Origin of the sequence: Micromonospora mirobrigensis (assembly GCF_900091555.1) — a bacterium.
Lineage (GTDB): Bacteria > Actinomycetota > Actinomycetes > Mycobacteriales > Micromonosporaceae > Micromonospora > Micromonospora mirobrigensis.
Map to the genome: position 1 here is coordinate 52,861 of NZ_FMCX01000004.1, position 15,147 is coordinate 68,007.

18 protein-coding genes are annotated in these 15,147 nt (G+C 72.4%); 11 read left to right on the forward strand and 7 right to left on the reverse strand.

What is annotated here, in order from left to right:
• Positions 1–43: 43 nt before the first annotated feature.
• Both GA0070564_RS14785 and GA0070564_RS30215 read left to right on the forward strand, forming a co-directional pair.
• Complete coding sequence (locus tag GA0070564_RS14785) at positions 44–1,465, forward strand: OFA family MFS transporter (RefSeq protein WP_091609234.1); 1,422 nt, start codon at positions 44–46, stop codon at positions 1,463–1,465.
• The gene (locus tag GA0070564_RS30215) at positions 1,462–1,590 is read left to right on the forward strand and encodes an MFS transporter small subunit (protein WP_281182158.1); all 129 of its coding nucleotides are present in this window, start codon (positions 1,462–1,464) and stop codon (positions 1,588–1,590) included. Before GA0070564_RS14785 ends, GA0070564_RS30215 begins: the two co-directional genes overlap by 4 nt.
• 55 nt (positions 1,591–1,645) lie before the next feature.
• On the opposite strand, the gene GA0070564_RS14790 is transcribed toward GA0070564_RS30215, so the two are convergent.
• Positions 1,646–2,374: an SDR family oxidoreductase gene (locus GA0070564_RS14790; protein ID WP_091609235.1), complete on the reverse strand. Its 729-nt coding sequence runs from the start codon at positions 2,372–2,374 to the stop codon at positions 1,646–1,648.
• 76 nt (positions 2,375–2,450) lie between these two features.
• Here GA0070564_RS14790 and GA0070564_RS30220 point away from each other — a divergent pair, with 76 nt between their 5' ends.
• From GA0070564_RS30220 to GA0070564_RS14810, 4 genes are all read left to right on the forward strand, one after another.
• Complete coding sequence (locus tag GA0070564_RS30220; protein WP_091609643.1) at positions 2,451–3,290, forward strand: patatin-like phospholipase family protein; 840 nt, start codon at positions 2,451–2,453, stop codon at positions 3,288–3,290.
• Between the two features lie 75 nt (positions 3,291–3,365).
• Positions 3,366–3,821 (forward strand): peroxiredoxin, encoded by a 456-nt coding sequence (locus tag GA0070564_RS14800; RefSeq protein ID WP_176730683.1) that lies wholly within the window; start codon positions 3,366–3,368, stop codon positions 3,819–3,821.
• Positions 3,822–3,888: 67 nt separating this feature from the next.
• The gene (locus tag GA0070564_RS14805) at positions 3,889–4,572 is read left to right on the forward strand and encodes a hypothetical protein (protein ID WP_091609237.1); all 684 of its coding nucleotides are present in this window, start codon (positions 3,889–3,891) and stop codon (positions 4,570–4,572) included.
• 60 nt (positions 4,573–4,632) lie between these two features.
• The gene (locus GA0070564_RS14810) at positions 4,633–5,478 is read left to right on the forward strand and encodes an alpha/beta fold hydrolase (RefSeq protein WP_091609644.1); all 846 of its coding nucleotides are present in this window, start codon (positions 4,633–4,635) and stop codon (positions 5,476–5,478) included.
• Here the strand turns inward: GA0070564_RS14810 and GA0070564_RS14815 are convergent.
• Positions 5,469–6,671, reverse strand: coding sequence for a GNAT family N-acetyltransferase (locus tag GA0070564_RS14815; protein WP_091609645.1), 1,203 nt, complete (start codon positions 6,669–6,671; stop codon positions 5,469–5,471). The genes GA0070564_RS14810 and GA0070564_RS14815 overlap by 10 nt on opposite strands.
• A 40-nt stretch (positions 6,672–6,711) precedes the next feature.
• Positions 6,712–7,143 (reverse strand): MarR family winged helix-turn-helix transcriptional regulator, encoded by a 432-nt coding sequence (locus GA0070564_RS14820; protein ID WP_091609238.1) that lies wholly within the window; start codon positions 7,141–7,143, stop codon positions 6,712–6,714.
• A 93-nt stretch (positions 7,144–7,236) separates the two neighbouring features.
• On the opposite strand from GA0070564_RS14820, the gene GA0070564_RS14825 reads away from it, so the two are divergent.
• Positions 7,237–7,674: a hypothetical protein gene (locus tag GA0070564_RS14825; protein ID WP_091609239.1), complete on the forward strand. Its 438-nt coding sequence runs from the start codon at positions 7,237–7,239 to the stop codon at positions 7,672–7,674.
• 66 nt (positions 7,675–7,740) lie between these two features.
• Here GA0070564_RS14825 and cydB read toward each other — a convergent pair whose 3' ends face one another.
• Both cydB and GA0070564_RS14835 read right to left on the reverse strand, forming a co-directional pair.
• A complete protein-coding gene (cydB, locus tag GA0070564_RS14830; protein WP_091609240.1) occupies positions 7,741–8,739 on the reverse strand; it encodes a cytochrome d ubiquinol oxidase subunit II in 999 nt (332 codons plus the stop codon).
• A gap of 16 nt (positions 8,740–8,755) precedes the next feature.
• Positions 8,756–10,168 (reverse strand): cytochrome ubiquinol oxidase subunit I, encoded by a 1,413-nt coding sequence (locus GA0070564_RS14835; protein WP_218104945.1) that lies wholly within the window; start codon positions 10,166–10,168, stop codon positions 8,756–8,758.
• A gap of 175 nt (positions 10,169–10,343) precedes the next feature.
• Here GA0070564_RS14835 and GA0070564_RS14840 point away from each other — a divergent pair, with 175 nt between their 5' ends.
• A complete protein-coding gene (locus tag GA0070564_RS14840) occupies positions 10,344–11,120 on the forward strand; it encodes a lysophospholipid acyltransferase family protein (protein ID WP_091609242.1) in 777 nt (258 codons plus the stop codon).
• 83 nt (positions 11,121–11,203) lie between these two features.
• Positions 11,204–12,049: an SDR family NAD(P)-dependent oxidoreductase gene (locus GA0070564_RS14845; protein WP_091609243.1), complete on the forward strand. Its 846-nt coding sequence runs from the start codon at positions 11,204–11,206 to the stop codon at positions 12,047–12,049.
• Here GA0070564_RS14845 and GA0070564_RS14850 read toward each other — a convergent pair.
• Positions 12,046–12,414: a DUF4180 domain-containing protein gene (locus tag GA0070564_RS14850; RefSeq protein ID WP_091609244.1), complete on the reverse strand. Its 369-nt coding sequence runs from the start codon at positions 12,412–12,414 to the stop codon at positions 12,046–12,048. The genes GA0070564_RS14845 and GA0070564_RS14850 overlap by 4 nt on opposite strands.
• Positions 12,407–12,844, reverse strand: coding sequence for a helix-turn-helix domain-containing protein (locus tag GA0070564_RS14855; RefSeq protein WP_091609245.1), 438 nt, complete (start codon positions 12,842–12,844; stop codon positions 12,407–12,409). The genes GA0070564_RS14850 and GA0070564_RS14855 overlap by 8 nt, the downstream gene beginning before the upstream one ends.
• Before the next feature lie 106 nt (positions 12,845–12,950).
• Between GA0070564_RS14855 and GA0070564_RS14860 the strand changes: the two genes are divergently transcribed.
• Together GA0070564_RS14860 and GA0070564_RS14865 are read left to right on the forward strand one after the other, a co-directional pair.
• Positions 12,951–13,718, forward strand: coding sequence for a glycerophosphodiester phosphodiesterase family protein (locus GA0070564_RS14860; protein WP_091609246.1), 768 nt, complete (start codon positions 12,951–12,953; stop codon positions 13,716–13,718).
• Positions 13,719–13,737: 19 nt separating this feature from the next.
• Positions 13,738–15,129, forward strand: coding sequence for an MFS transporter (locus GA0070564_RS14865; RefSeq protein WP_091609247.1), 1,392 nt, complete (start codon positions 13,738–13,740; stop codon positions 15,127–15,129).
• The last annotated feature ends 18 nt before the right edge of the window (positions 15,130–15,147 follow it).

The window sequence follows — 15,147 nt, forward strand, 5'->3', positions numbered from 1 at the left end:
TGAAGTGGGAACGAATCTCGCATCTTCGGAGAGGAAGCAGCTGATGCTTTCCGCGCTCGATCGGCGGCACACCGTCGCGCCGCCCGGCTACAGCCGCTGGTTGATCCCGCCGGCGGCGTTGGCCATCCACCTGTGCATCGGGCAGGTGTACGCGACCAGCGTGTACAAGAACTCCCTGATCGCCCACTTCGACGCCAGTCAGACGGCGGTGGGGGTCATCTTCAGCATCGCGATCGTGATGCTCGGGTTGTCGGCCGCGGTGGCGGGCACCTGGGTGGAGGCCAACGGACCGCGTAAGGCGATGTTCGTGTCGGCGTGTTTCTGGGCGGCCGGGTTCCTGGTGGGTTCGTTGGGCATCGCCACGAAGCAGTTGTGGCTGCTCTACCTCGGGTACGGCGTGCTGGGCGGGATCGGCCTGGGGATCGGGTACATCTCCCCCGTCTCCACGTTGATCAAGTGGTTCCCGGACCGGCCGGGTCTGGCGACCGGGTTGGCGATCATGGGTTTCGGTGGTGGGGCGATGGTGGCCTCTCCCCTGTCCCGGCAGCTGCTGTCGTTCTACGACCCGGGGTACGACCCGTCGAACGCGGGGTCGGTGGCGTCGGGCAACGCGCTGGTGTGGCTGTTCGTGACGTTGGGTCTGGGCTACTTCGTGGTCATGATGTTCGGGGTGTTCAACGTGCGGGTGCCGGCCGCCGACTGGAAGCCGGCCGGGTTCGACCCGTCGCGGGTGGCGGCGAAGCCGATGGTGACCACGGCGAACGTGTCGGCGGCGAACGCGCTGAGGACCCGGTCGTTCTGGCTGCTGTGGGTGGTGCTGTTCTGCAACGTGACCGCCGGGATCGGCATCCTGGAGCAGGCCAGTCCGATGATCCAGGACTTCTTCCGCGACGGTCGGACGTCGGCGGTGACGGTGGCGGCGGCCGGTGGGTTCGTGGGTCTGCTGTCGTTGTTCAACATGGCGGGCCGGTTCGTGTGGTCGTCGACGTCGGACGTGATCGGTCGTAAGCCGATCTACGTGGTGTACCTGGGCGTCGGGATGGTGCTGTACACGTTGCTGGCGTTGTTCGGGCAGACCGCGACGGCGTTGTTCGTGCTGCTGGCGTGCGTGATCATCTCCTTCTACGGTGGCGGGTTCGCGACGATCCCGGCGTACCTGCGGGACCTGTTCGGCACGTACCAGGTGGGTGCGATCCACGGGCGGTTGCTGACGGCGTGGTCGGCGGCCGGGGTGGCCGGGCCGCTGATCGTCAACGCGTTCCTCGACGCGCAGGGCAAGCCGGGCACGTTGACGGCGGCGGCGTACCGGCCGGCGCTGTTCACGATGGTGGGCGTGCTGGCGGTGGGGTTCGTGGCGAATCTGCTGGTGCGGCCGGTGCCGCAGCGGTTCCACGAGCCGGCCGGTGGTCGGGGTGACGGGACGGGTTCGGAGCCGGTGGCGGCGGAGAGGAGCGGTACGCGATGAGCGACGAGGTGTCCCGGGGCGGTCAGACGGTCCGGTTGTGGGTGTCGTGGCTGGTGGTCGGGTCGCTGCTGGGTTACGGGGTGGTGCAGACGCTGATCACGGCGGCGAAGCTGTTCACCCACTGACGGCAGGACGTGGGGAAAGGGGGGTGCGCTTCGGCGTGTCCCCCCTTTTTCGTGGTCAGAGGCCGCCGGCGACGCGGAGCACGGTGCCGGTGGTGTACGAGGCGTCCGGGCCGAGGAGCCAGGCGATGGCGGCGGCGACCTCGTCGGGTTCGCCGGCGCGGCCCAGCGGGATGCGGCCGGCGGCGGAGTCGGCGCGGTCGGGCACGCCGGAGGTGGCGTGGATGTCGGTGCGGACGATGCCGGGGGCGACGGCGTTGACGCGGATGCCGCGGGGGGCGAGTTCCTTGGCCAGGCCGAGGGTCAGCGTGTCGGTGGCGGCCTTGACGGCGGCGTAGTGGATGTACTCCCCCGGGCTGCCGAGGGTGGCGGCGGCGGAGGAGATGTTGACGATGGCGGCGCCGGTGGTCATCCGGCGGGCGGCGTGTTGGGCGCAGAGGACGTACCCGATGAGGTTGACGTCGACGACGCGGCGCAGGTCGGTGTGGGTGAGGTCGGTGAACGGGCCGATCGGGCTGGTGACGCCGGCGTTGTTGACCAGGCCGGTGAGCGGGCCGAGGTCGTCGGCGGCGGTGAAGAGCCGGGTGACGTGGTCGGGGTCGGTGGTGTCGGCGGCGATGGTGACGGCGCGGCGGCCGGCGGCGTGCACGTCGGCCAGGACGGTGGCCGCGGCGGCGTGGTCGGTGCGGTAGCCGAGGACGAGGTCGTGGCCGGCGTGGGCGAGTCGGCGGGCGGTGGCGGCGCCGATGCCGCGGCTGGCGCCGGTGATGACGGTGACCGAGCTCAATGGACCTCTCCCCCGTGCGATGTTCGGTGGTGACGCTACCGTTTCGGGCACGGTGACGGCGGGAGAGGTGGTCGATGTGACGCGGGCGTTGGTGCTGGGTGGCGGCGGGGTGACCGGGGTGGCCTGGGAGTGGGGGTTGATCGCCGGGTTGGCGCAGCGGGGGGTGTCGCTGGACGCGGCGGATGTGGTGGTGGGCACGTCGGCGGGGTCGGTGGTGGGTGCGCAGCTGCGTTCGGGTGAGCCGGTGTCGCGGTGGTACGACGCGGAGCGGGTCGGTGGTTCGACCTCGGGTGAGGTGAGTGCCCGGTTCGGGGTGGCGCAGGTGGCGCGGTTGGTGTGGGCGGGGTCGTGGACGCGGGACGAGCGGCGGGCGCGGGCGCGGATCGGGGCGTTGGCGTTGGCGGCGCGGACGGAGCCGGAGGAGGTGCGGCGGGCGGTGATCGCGGCCCGGTTGCCGGGGTCGGGGTGGCCGGCGGGTCGGTTGTCGGTGACGGCGGTGGAGGCGGTCTCGGGTGAGTTCGTGGTCTTCGACGCCGGCAGTGGGGTGTCGTTGGTGGATGCGGTGGGGGCGAGTTGTGCGGTGCCGGGGGTGTGGCCGCCGGTGACGATCGGTGGGCGGCGGTACGTCGACGGTGGGGTGCGGTCGTTGGTGAACGCGGATCTGGCGGCGGGTGCGGATCGGGTGGTCGTGGTGGCGCCGGCGTCGTCGTCGTTCGGGCCGATGCCGAGGTTGTCGGCGCAGGTGGCGGGGTTGCGGGCGGCGGGTGCGCGGGTGGTGGTGGTGCGCCCGGATCGGGCGGCGCGGGCGGCGATCGGTCGTAACGTGCTGGATCAGGGGCGGCGGGCGGGTGCGGCGCGGGCGGGGTTCGCGCAGGCGGGTGCGGTGTGCGCGGCGGTGGCGGCGGTGTGGGGTTGACGGGTGTCAGTGCCGGTTCAGCGGGGGCGCGTACGCTGCGCGGCGTCGGTGTGGAGTGTGTGGAGGTGGTCGGGCGTGGCGGGTGTCGGTGATCTGGTCGAGGACTTCGAGTTGCGGGACGAGACGGGTACGCCGCGGCGGTTGTCGGAGTTCTGTGCGAAGGGGCCGGTGGTGTTGTTCTTCTATCCGGCGGCGATGACGAAGGGGTGCACGGCGGAGTCGTGTCATTTCCGGGATCTGGCGGCGGAGTTCGCGGCGGTGGGTGCGCAGCGGGTGGGGATCAGCCGGGATGCGCCGGAGCGGCAGGCGGAGTTCTCCCGCCGGCATGGTTTCGACTATCCGTTGTTGTCGGATCCGGACGGGGCGGTGGCGCAGCGGTTGGGGGTGCGGCGGCGGTTGCCGTTGGGGCCGTTGAGCACGAAGCGGATGACGTTCGTGATCGGGTCGGATCGGCGGATCGTCGAGGTGATCCACTCGGAGGTGAGCATGAACGAGCACGCGGATCGGGCGTTGCGGGCCCTCGGGGGTTGATCTTCGGCCTGTCGGTGCCGGCTGGTATCAAGGCAGGTATCAGACACGTGTACGGAAGAGGGCTGTGATGGCGGGCCAGGGTTTGTCCGATGACGACGTACGTGCCCTCCGGGAGGCGGTGGCGGCCGGCCGGAAGCCGAGGGTGGTGTTCACCGCCTCGGCGGGTCAGATCGCCGGTCAGGTGGGGCAGGTGGTGGAGTTGACCGACCCGGCCGGCTCCGACGAGTTCGTGGTGGTGCGGTTCGGTCGCGACGAGTTGCCGTTCTCCGCCGCGGATGTGGCGATCGCGCCGCGGGGGGCGGGGCGTAAGCCGGCAGAGCCGAAGCCGGAGCCCGAGGTGCCGGCGGAGCCGGTGGTGGAGCCGGAGTTCGTGTTGGACCGGCCGCGGGTGCCGGCGCCGCGGCGGGAGGAGCCGAGCGTGGAGCAGCAGGAGCAGCGGCCGGCGCCGCGGCGGGCGGTGAAGTCGGCGAAGCCGAAGGGTCCGGCGGGGTTGACGGTGACGTTGGCGTACGCCGACGGCGAGTGGACGGTGGCGGCGCAGCAGGGCGCGAAGGCTTTGGCGAAGCCGTACGTGGTGAAGCCGGCGGAGGCGTTGAAGATGGTGGCGCTGGTGGATGTGGCCGGGGTGCGCGAGGCGGTGGAGCAGATCCTGTCCGCCGAGCGGGCCGAGGCGGAGCAGCAGGCGCAGAAGCTGCGCGCGGAGCTGGCGGAGATCGAGGCCCGGTTGGCGGAGCTGCGCGAGGCGCACTGACCGGGGTGGGCGGCTGATTTTCCGTTGCGGTGGGGTGGGGTGGCTGTCAGGGTGGCCGCCATGCCGATGTTCAGCGCGTTCGACGGGACCGGTTTGGCCTACCACGAGTCCGGTGCCGGGCGGGTGTTGGTGTGTGTGCCGGGTGGGCCGTTGCAGGCGTCGGTGTATCTGGGTGATCTGGGTGGGTTGAGCGCTCACCGGCGGCTGGTGCGGTTGGACCTGCGGGGCACCGGTGACTCGGCGGTGCCGGTGGATCCGGGGTCGTACCGGTGTGACCGGTTGGTCGACGACGTGGAGGCGTTGCGCGCGGAGTTGGGTGTGGAGCGGGTGGATCTGCTGGGGCATTCGGCGGGCGGGAACGTCGCGGTGCGGTACGTGCAGCGGCATCCGGGCCGGGTGGACCGGTTGGTGCTGGTCACGCCGAGCGTGTTCGGCGTCGGCATCGAGGTGGATCCGCAGGTGCGGCTGGCCACGGCGGCGCTGCGGGCCGGCGAGCCGTGGTTCTCGCCGGCGTACGCGGCGTTGACGGCGATGCTGGCCGGTGATCCGCCGCCGGACGCCCGGGACCTGGTCACCCCGTTCTGGTACGGGCGGTGGGACGATCGGGCCCGGGCGTTCGCGGCGGCGGAGGACGGGCAGCGCAACAACGCGGCGGTGCCGTACTTCCTGGCCGACGGCGCGTTCGACCCGGCGGGTACGCGGGCGGCGTTGGCGGCGTTCGGCCGGCCGGTGCTGGTGCTGGCCGGGCAGGTGGATGTGAACTCCCCTCCCCCGGCGCTGGCCGGGTACGCGGCGCTGTTCCCGGATGCCCGGCTGGTGGTGCAGGCGGGGGCGGGGCACTTTCCGTGGCTGGACGACCCGGCGGGGTTCGCGGCGGCGGTGGAGGCTTTCCTGGGTCAGAAGTAGTCGAGGAGTTGGGCGGGGCCGCCGGTGGTGAGCAGGTCCAGGGCTCGGGGGTCGTGGCCGGGCGGGTGGTGCAGCAGGCCGGCCTGGGCGACGGAGCGGGCGTCGGCGGCGCCGGCGTGGAGCAGGGCGAAGCCGCGCGGGGTGAGCCGCAGCGCCGGTTCGGTGGTGGCGGTGGTGAGTTGGGCTTCGCCGTCGGCGACGTCGAGGTGCCAGGCGCCGGTGTTCCAGGGGGCGAGGTCGTCGTCGAGGGTGAAGTCGACGGTGCCGCGTACGTGGGCGGGCCAGCCGCGGGTGGTCAGGGCGGCGGTGATGTCGACCGCGCGGTGCATGAAGATGTCGCGGGTGTGGTCGCGGGCGGCGTCCAGGGGCAGTTGGGCGGTGACGGCGTCGCCGGGCAGGGGGCAGATCCGCAGGGTGGGGGTGACGCTGGCCCAGCCGCGCAGCACGCCGACGAGTTCCCGGGCGGCGTCGGCGGTGGTGGCGAGCACGTCGCCGAGGGTGAGCACGGCGTCGGAGTGGTAGCCGCGGCCCCGGTCGTAGCTGGCGTAGCCGACGAGCCGGCCGTCGTGTTCGACCAGGGTGAGCCCGTCGTGGCCGAGTTCGTCGGCGGGTCGGGCGGCGGCGAAGTGCTCGTACAGGGCGCCGTCGCGGGTGAGTGGGCCGGCGCGGTGGGCGACGACCTCGGTGTAGAGGGCGGTGACGGCGGGCAGGTCGGTGGGGCCGCCGGGGCGGACGGTGAGGTGGGCGGCGGGCCGGTGCCGGGGCAGGGCCAGGGTGGGCAGGTCGAGTACGCGTAGCGCGCCGGTGACCTCCCAGCCGCAGGACCGGTAGGGGGCGGCGACGGTCGGGTAGAGGGCGCTGATCGCGGCGCCGCGTTCGTGTGCGCCGCGCAGCAGGGTGGTGAGCAGGGCGCGGGCCACTCCCCGGCCGCGGGCCTCGGGTGCCACGGCGACCCCGGCGACGTCGGCGGCGGGTACGCGGCGGCCGTGCCACCACTGGTCGTGGTGCAGGTCGACGGCCTTGCCGACGAGCTGGCCGTCGCCGTCGAAGGCCCCGTAGCGGGTCATGCCGGGCACCGGTGCGGTGGCGTGGGCGGATGGCTGCGGCTCGGAGCCGAAGGCGAGCCGGCCCAGCTGCCAGGCGTCGGTCAGCTCGTCGGGGGTGAGTTCACGGACGGTGAGAGGCACCGGCACACCGTAGACGCGGTGGTGCGGTGGTGGCACGGCGTTTTTCTCACTGTCGGTGGTGGTCGAGCAGGGCGGTGAGCAGGCGGGTGAGTTCGGTGCGGTCGGCCGGGGTCAGCGGGGCGAGCAGGGTGTCCTGGATCTGGTCGAGGGTGGTGGTGAGGCGGTCGAGTTCGCGGCGGCCGGGTTCGGTGAGGGTGACCACGTTGCGGCGCCGGTCGTCCGGGTCGGGGGTGCGGCGGACCAGGTCGCGGGCGGCGAGTTCGTTGAGGGCGGCGACGACGTCGCTGCGGTCGATGCCGCAGCGGCGGCCGAGGTCGGCCTGGCTGGCGGGGCCGTGTTCGTGCAGGGCGGCGAGCAGCCGGTAGTGGTAGCCGCGGGCGCCGTGGGCGGCGAAGCCGTCGTGGACGAGCCGGCCGGCGTGCGTGGCGACCTGGTTGATCAGCCAGCTGGGGGCGGTGCGCAGCGCGGCGGGTCCCATGCGGGGGACGCTACCAGAAATCGTTGGCGCAACCCACGATCCCTGATACGTTGCCCGCGCCAACGTTGGCTCTACCAACGGAAAGGGGCCACCATGTCCACCGCTCCCCCGCTCACCGGCCAGGTGCTCGGCCAAGCCCACCACGCCACCCGGGCCGTGCTCGACCGCGAACTGGCCGCGATCGGGATCTCGTTTGCCCAGTCGGTCGCCCTGAACCTCGTCGCCGCCGAGGGCGGCGCGGTGCGGCGGGCCGCCCTCGTGGCCGCGATGACCGCCGCCCTCAAGGCCGAGGAACCGCTCGTGGCGGTAACCGTCGAGGAACTGCTGGCCGCCGGACTGCTCACCGGCGGGCCCGGGCTGGCGCTCACCGGACCCGGGCGCGCCGTCCACGAACGGGTCCGCGCGGCCGTCGCCACCATCACCACCCGCCTGTACGCGGACATCCCGGCGCCGGACCTGGCCGTCGCCGGCCGGGTGGTGGACCTGGTGCGGCGGCGCGCCGACGCGGAACTGGCCGACGCCGGCCGGTAGGCGCCCAGCGGGGCCGGTGCGACCCCCTCGCCCCGGCCCCGCTTCCCCTCGCCCCCACGCGCGTCATCAGTGTTGCGGGATGTTCTGTACCCCGATCCGGCGGCGGAACACCCAGTAGGTCCAACCTTGGTAGGCGAGCACGATCGGGGTGAACACCACGGCCACCCAGGTCATGATCTTCAAGGTGTAGGGGGTGGACGAGGCGTTGGTGGCGGTCAGCGTGCCCGCGGCGTCCAGGCTGGACGGCAGCACGTTGGGAAACAGCGCGGCGAACAGGGTGGCCACGGCCAGGGCGATCGCCACGGCGGTGCCGGTGAACGCCCAGCCCTCCCGGCGTACCCGGGCGGCGGCCAGACCGGCGACCAGGGCCAGCGCCGCGCCGACGGCGAGCACGACGGCGGCGGCGCTGGAGCGGATGCTCAGCGTCCAGGCCAGGAAGACCACCGCCACCACGGCGGTGCCGACACCGAGCTTGACGGCCAGGGCGCCGGCGCGCTCGCGGATGTCGCCGGTGGTCTTCAGGGCGATGAACACCGCGCCGTGGGTGAGGAACAGCGCCGCGGTGGTCACCCCGCCGAGCAGGGCGTACGGGTTGAGCAGGTCCACCAGGCCGCCGACGTACTCGTGGTCGGCGTCAAGTGGCACGCCGCGCAGGATGTTGGCGAACGCGACGCCCCACAGGATCGCCGGGACCAGCGAGCCGACGAAGATCGCGGTGTCCCAGCGGCGCTTCCAGGAGGCCTCGGGCCGCTTGTGGCGGTACTCGAAGGCCACGCCGCGGACGATCAGCGCGAGCAGGATCAGCAGCAGCGGCAGGTAGAAGCCGGAGAAGAGGGTGGCGTACCACTCGGGGAAGGCGGCGAACATGGCGCCGCCGGCGGTGATCAGCCAGACCTCGTTGCCGTCCCAGACCGGGCCGATGGTGTTGATCAGGACGCGGCGTTGCCGGTCGTCGCGGCCGAGTACCGGCAGCAGCATGCCGACGCCGAAGTCGAAGCCCTCGAGGATGAAGTAGCCGGTGAACAGCACGGCGACGAGGAGAAACCAGATGGTGGTCAGTTCCACGGGAGGCTCCGGGGTTTCAGTAGGCGAAGGCGAGCGGGCGCTCGGCGTCGTCGGTGTCGTCGTCGACCGGCGCCGGGGTGAGGTCGGGTACGCCGGCGCGGGCGTACCGGACCAGCAGCTTGAACTCGATTACCGCGAGAGTGGCGTAGATCAGCGTGAAGGCGGTGAAGGAGGTGAGCACCTCGGTCAGGGACACACTGCGCGACACCCCGTTACGGGTGAGCATCTCGCCGAAGACGATCCACGGCTGGCGGCCCATCTCGGTGAAGATCCAGCCGAAGGAGTTGGCCAGCAGCGGCAGCACGGGCAGGACCAGGCCGGCGCGCAGCAGCCACCGGCTGGTGGGGGTGCGGCCCTTGCGCTGGCTCCAGAGCACCAGCAGGGCGATCGCGGCGGCGGCCAGCCCGAAGCCGATCATCATCCGGAAGCTCCAGTAGGTGACCGGGATGATCGGGGTGTAGCTGCCGGGGCCGTACTGGCTGGCGTACTGGGCCTGCAGGTCGTTGATGCCGTGCACGGTGCCGTTCGGGTCGCCGGTGCCTAGGTAGGACAGCAGGTAGGGGATCTTCAGGGCGAACACCTCGCGGCTGCCGTCGAGGCTGCCGATGGTCAGCACGGAGAACGAGGCGGGGCTCTCGGTGGTGTAGAGGCCCTCGGCGGCGGCCATCTTCATCGGCTGCACCTGGGTCATGATCTTGCCCTGGATGTCGCCGGTGATCAGTACCGCCGTGGTGGCGACCATGACCGTCCAGGCGCCGAACTTCGTGGCGAACCGGTAGGCGCCGGTGTCGGTGCTGTCGCGGTTGCGCATCACGTGCCACAGCCCGACGGTGAGCACCAGCGACCCGGCGACCAGGAACGACCCGGCCAGGGTGTGCGGGAAGGTGATCAGGGCAACCTTGTTGGTGAGCACGGCGACGAAGTCGGTCAGCTCGGCCCGGCCGCTGTCGGGGTTGATCCGGAACCCGACCGGGTTCTGCATGAACGAGTTCGCGGCGAGGATGAAGTACGCCGACAGGTTGGTGCCGATCGCGGCGGCCCAGATGCTGGCCAGGTGGACCCGCTTGGGCAGCCGGTCCCAGCCGAAGATCCACAGGCCGATGAAGGTCGACTCCAGGAAGAAGGCCACCAGGGCCTCGATCGCCAGGGGGGCACCGAAGATGTCGCCGACGAAGCGGGAGTAGTCCGACCAGTTCATGCCGAACTGGAACTCCTGCACGATGCCGGTCACCACGCCCATCGCGAAGTTGATCAAGAAGAGCTTGCCGTAGAACTTCGTCAGCTTGAGGTAGCGCTCGTTGCCGGTGCGGTGCCACAGCGTCTGGAGGATCGCCACCAGCACCGACAGGCCGATGGTCAGCGGCACGAAAAGGAAGTGGTAGACGGTGGTGACACCGAACTGCCAGCGGGCGACGTCCAACGCGTCCACCTGGAACCCCCAGCTCTGCATACTACGAGACGTAGTAAATACTACTGCGCGTCGTAGAGATTTCGGCAGGGGCCGGGGTCCCCTACCCACCCGGGACCAATGACCCTGATCACCTCCGCCGACCGGCCCGGGATCGGGTCACCGGCCCACCCGACGGCATGCGACCATCGGCGCGGTGACGACCACCCCGCACCCGTGGCGGCCACCGCTGATCTGGCGAGCCGCCCTCCTGCTCGCCCGCGCCGCCGTGGCGGCCCTGGCCCGCCTCGAGGTCAGCGGCGACGTGCCCGAACGGCTGCGCCGCGGCCCGCTGATCCTGGCCGCCAACCACATCAGCCCGTTCGACCCGGTGGTGCTGGCCGCCGCCTGCGCCACCCGCGGCGTCGCCCCCCGGATCATGGCCACCGGCGGCCTGTTCCGCGCTCCGGTGATCGGGTCGCTGATGCGCCGCGCCGGGCACCTGCGCGTCGACCGGGGCACCGCCGCCGTGCACCGCGCCCTCGACGACGCCGCCTCGGCGGCCGCCGCCGGATCGGTGATCCTGGTCTACCCCGAGGGTCGCATCGGCCTGGACCCCGGGATGTGGCCCGAACGCGGCAAGACCGGCGCCGCCCGCCTCGCCCTGGCCTGCGGCGCCCCCGTGATCCCCGTCGCCCAGTGGGGGTCCCACGAGATCCTGCCCTACCGCGCCCCCAAGGGCGCGCTGCGCGGCATCGCCCGGTCCCTGCTGCGCCGCCCGGTGGTCCGGGTGCGCTTCGGTGAACCGCTGGACCTGCACGACCTGCCGCCCGGCGCCCCGGGCACCGCCCGGCGCGGCACCGACCGGATCATCGACGCCATCACCGACACCCTGGCGCCGCTGCGCCCCGACGAACCGGACCGGCCCCGACACGTCGACCCCGGCCGCCCGGTCGACACCAGCCGCGCGCACCGCCGCCGCCCGCCGGACTGACCTCACGCGGGCGATTCCGCTGCCGACGTCCGCCCACGGTGAGACCCTGCCGGGTAGGACACCGACGAGAAGGCGGGACAGGCATGAGCGAGCAGACGGTGCTGATCACCGGCACCTCCACCGGCATCGGACTGGAGATCGCCCTGGGCTGCGCCCGCGCCGGGTGGCGCACCGTGGCCACCATGCGCGACCTGGGACGCGCCGACGCGCTGCGCGCCGCCGCCGACGCCGCCGAGGTCACCGACCTGATCGACGTACGCCGGCTCGACGTCGCCGACCAGGCGTCGGTGGCCGCCTGCGTCACCGACGTCATCGACGCGTACGGGCGGATCGACGCGGTGGTCAACAACGCCGGCGCCGGGCACGTCGGCACCCTGGAACTCGACCGCGTCGAGGACGTACGCCGGGTGATGGAGACGAACTTCTTCGGGGTGCTGCACGTCAGCCGGGCCACCCTGGCGCACCTGCGCGCGGCGAGGGGCCGGCTCGTCGCGGTGACCAGCGTCGGCGGGATCGTCGGGCAGCCGTTCAACGAGGCGTACTGCGCGGCGAAGTTCGCCGTCGAGGGCTACCTGGAATCCCTCGCCCCGCTCGCCGCCACCCTCGGGGTGAGCGTGACCGTGGTCGAGCCGGGCGCGGTGGCCAGCGAGTTCGTCGCCAACATCGGCCTGGACCGCGACGCAGCCGTCGCCGACGCCGGGGCGTACGGGCCGGCGCTGCGGGCGTACCTGGACACCGCCGCCTCGTCGTTCGCCGCCGCCCAGTCCCCGGCCGAGGCCGCCGCGGTGGTGGTCGACGTGGTCGCCGGACGAGACACCCCGCCGTTTCGGGTGCAGACCTCCGAGGGCGCCCGCCGGTTCGTCGGGGTGAAACTGGCCGACCTGGACGGCAGCGCCGTCACCGGGATGACCGCCACCTGGGTGAGCTAGCCCCGGGCGCGCAGCCGCTCGTCGAGGGCGTCGAGGTCGGCCACGAACCACACGTGGCCGGCCCGGTTCGACTCGTGCACCAGCGCCCGCAGCGCGGAACTCGCCGCCAGGTGCGCGGAGATGTCCCCGACGACGGCCAGCCGCAGCCGGTAGTTGACGAACTTCTGCATGACCTCCCCGGCGAAGCGGGTGCCCAGGGAGAAGAACGTCGGGTCGAGTCGGCCGGCGGGGACGGCCACCACCTCGGCGCCGGCGAACGCCGCACCGATCAGGTCCAGCGCGTCGGCCTCGGTGGCCAACGGCGGGCCGGCCGGGTCGCACACCAGCACCGGCGTCCCGGCGATCTCACGTATCTGGTCAGGCATCCTTAGCCCCCTCGGCGAGCACGTCGGTGAGCAGGGCGTCGAGCAGCCGCAGCAGGTCGGCGGTGGCGGCCGGGTCGCCGAGCACCACCAGCCGCATCCGGTCGCGTTCCGGCTCGTGCACCACCTGCACGCGCAGCGGCCGGCCCGGGTCGGCGCCGGTGTTCGCCGCGGCCAGCAGCAGGGTGCCCAGCCGGTCGGCGGTCACCCGGTCCACGGCGTCGACCTGCACGATGCTCGACACCTCCACCGACCGGGGCCGTGCCGGAGCCGGGCGGCCGGTCAAGGCGTCCAGGTCGGCCCGGGTGATCCGGTACTGCTTGCCGATCCGGGTGGCGCGCAGCCGTCCGGCGCGGATGTAGCCGCGCACGGTGCGCGGATGCAGGTCGAGCCGCGCCGCCACCTGCTCCACGGAGTACACATCGTCACTCATCGCCCGCCAATATAGTTGTTAAAGGGAAGTATAGGGAATGCTGTTGGCATAAGAAGATCGCCGCCCGGTCACCTGGTCGTCATCCCCGCCCGGCATACTGCCTCGCGTGCTGACCCGCAGCGGCTACCTCGACGGCCCCGCGCCGCTGGCCTTCGCCCACCGCGGCGGCGCCGCCGACGGCGACGAGAACACCGCCGCCGCGTTCGCCCGCGCCATCGGCATGGGCTACCGGTACGTCGAGACCGACGTCCACGGCACCGCCGACGGCGTGGCGGTGGTCTTCCACGACGCCACCCTGCGCCGGGTCACCGGCGAAGCCGGGCGCATCGCCGACCTGCGCTGGGCCGACCTGGCCTCGGTACGCGTCGGCGGCGCCGCCGTCGTGCCCCGCCTCGACGAGGTCCTCGACGCCTGGCCGCAGGTCCGGTTCAACATCGACGTCAAGGCAGACGGCGGCGTCGCACCCACCGTCGACACCGTCCGCCGCACCGGCGCCGGCGAACGGGTGCTGCTCGCCTCGTTCAGCGACGCCCGCCTCGCCCGCCTCCGCGCCCTCACCCAGGGCAGGGTCGCCACCGGCCTGGGCATGCGCGCAGTGGCCCGGCTCCGGTTGGCCTCCCTGCACGGCCGGCCACTGCGGCTGCCCCCGTCCGTGGTCGCCGCCCAGGTTCCCGTCCGGTACGGGCGGATCAAGGTGGTGGACCGCCGGTTCCTCGACCACGCCCACCGCCTCGGCCTGCACGTGCACGTCTGGACGATCGACGAACCCGACCAGATGCACCACTTACTTGATCTCGGTGTGGATGGCATCATGACCGATCACGTCGGCATGCTGCGCGACGTCTACCGCAGCCGCGGCCACTGGGCCGCCTGAACCTCCCCGAGGACCGAAGATGGCCGAGACGGTCGCCCCCGACCTCGCCGACGCACCGAGGCCGGCGAGCACGCCCCGCGAGCGGCGCGGCTGGTACCTCTACGACTGGGCCAACTCGGCGTTCCAGACCACCGTCATCACGGTCTTCCTCGGACCGTTCCTGACCACCGTCACCGAACTCGCCGCCGGCTGCGAACTGGGCGCGGACAGCTGCGACGGGGTGGTGCACCCGCTGGGCATCCGGGTGGCCGCCGGCTCCTACTACCCGTACCTGATCTCGCTGTCGGTGTTCCTCACCGTCTTCGTGCTGCCCGTGGTCGGCGCGGTCGCCGACCGGTCGGCGCACAAGAAGCGGCTGCTGGCCGCCGCCGCGTTCACCGGCGCCGGCGCCACCATCGCCTTCGCCTTCGTCACCGGCGAGCGGTACCTGCTCGGCGGGGCGCTGTTCCTGGTCGCCAACATCTCCTTCGGCGCCGCCGTGGTGGTCTACAACTCGTTCCTGCCGCAGCTCGGCGGCCCCGACGAACGCGACGCGATCTCCAGCCGCGGCTGGGCCATCGGCTACCTCGGCGGCGGGCTGCTGCTCGCGCTGAACCTGGTCGCCGTGTCCATGCTGTCCGAGGAGGGCAACCTGCAGCGCACCCTGGACCTGGCCCGCTGGTCCATCGTGTCGGCCGGGGTGTGGTGGGCGGCGTTCACCCTGCTGCCGCTGCGCTGGCTGCGCGAACACCCCACCGCCGAGGCGCAGCAAGGCGGCGGCAACCTGCTCACCGACGGCTTCCGGCAACTCGGCCGCACCCTGCGCGAGATCAAGGCGTACCCGCTGACCCTGTTCTTCCTGCTGGCGTTCCTGGTCTACAACGACGGCATCCAGACCGTCATCACCCTGGCCAGCCAGTACGGCACCGAGGAGCTACGCCTGGAGCAGGGCACCCTGATCGTGACGATCCTGCTGGTGCAGTTCCTGGCCTTCGGCGGCGCGCTCGCCCTCGGCGCCCTCGCGCGGCGCATCGGCGCCTGGAAGACGGTGCTGCTGTCCCTGGTCCTCTGGACCGGTGTGATCATCGCCGCGTTCCGGCTGCCCGCCGAGGCGCCGGTGCCGTTCATGATCCTCGGCGGCTGCATCGGCCTGGTCCTCGGCGGCAGCCAGGCACTGAGCCGATCGCTGTTCAGCCAGCTCATCCCCGCCGGCAAGGAGGGCGAGTACTACGGCTTCTACGAGATCAGCGACAAGGGCACCAGCTGGCTCGGGCCGCTCGCCTTCGGCCTGGTGTTCCAGCTCACCTCCTCCTACCGGGTGGGCCTGGTCTCCCTGCTGATCTTCTTCGTCCTCGGCTTCGCCCTGCTGGCCGCCGTGCCGATCCGCCGGGCCATCCTCGCCGCCGGCAACACCCCACCCCGGGTGCTGTAAACACCTGACCGATCGGCC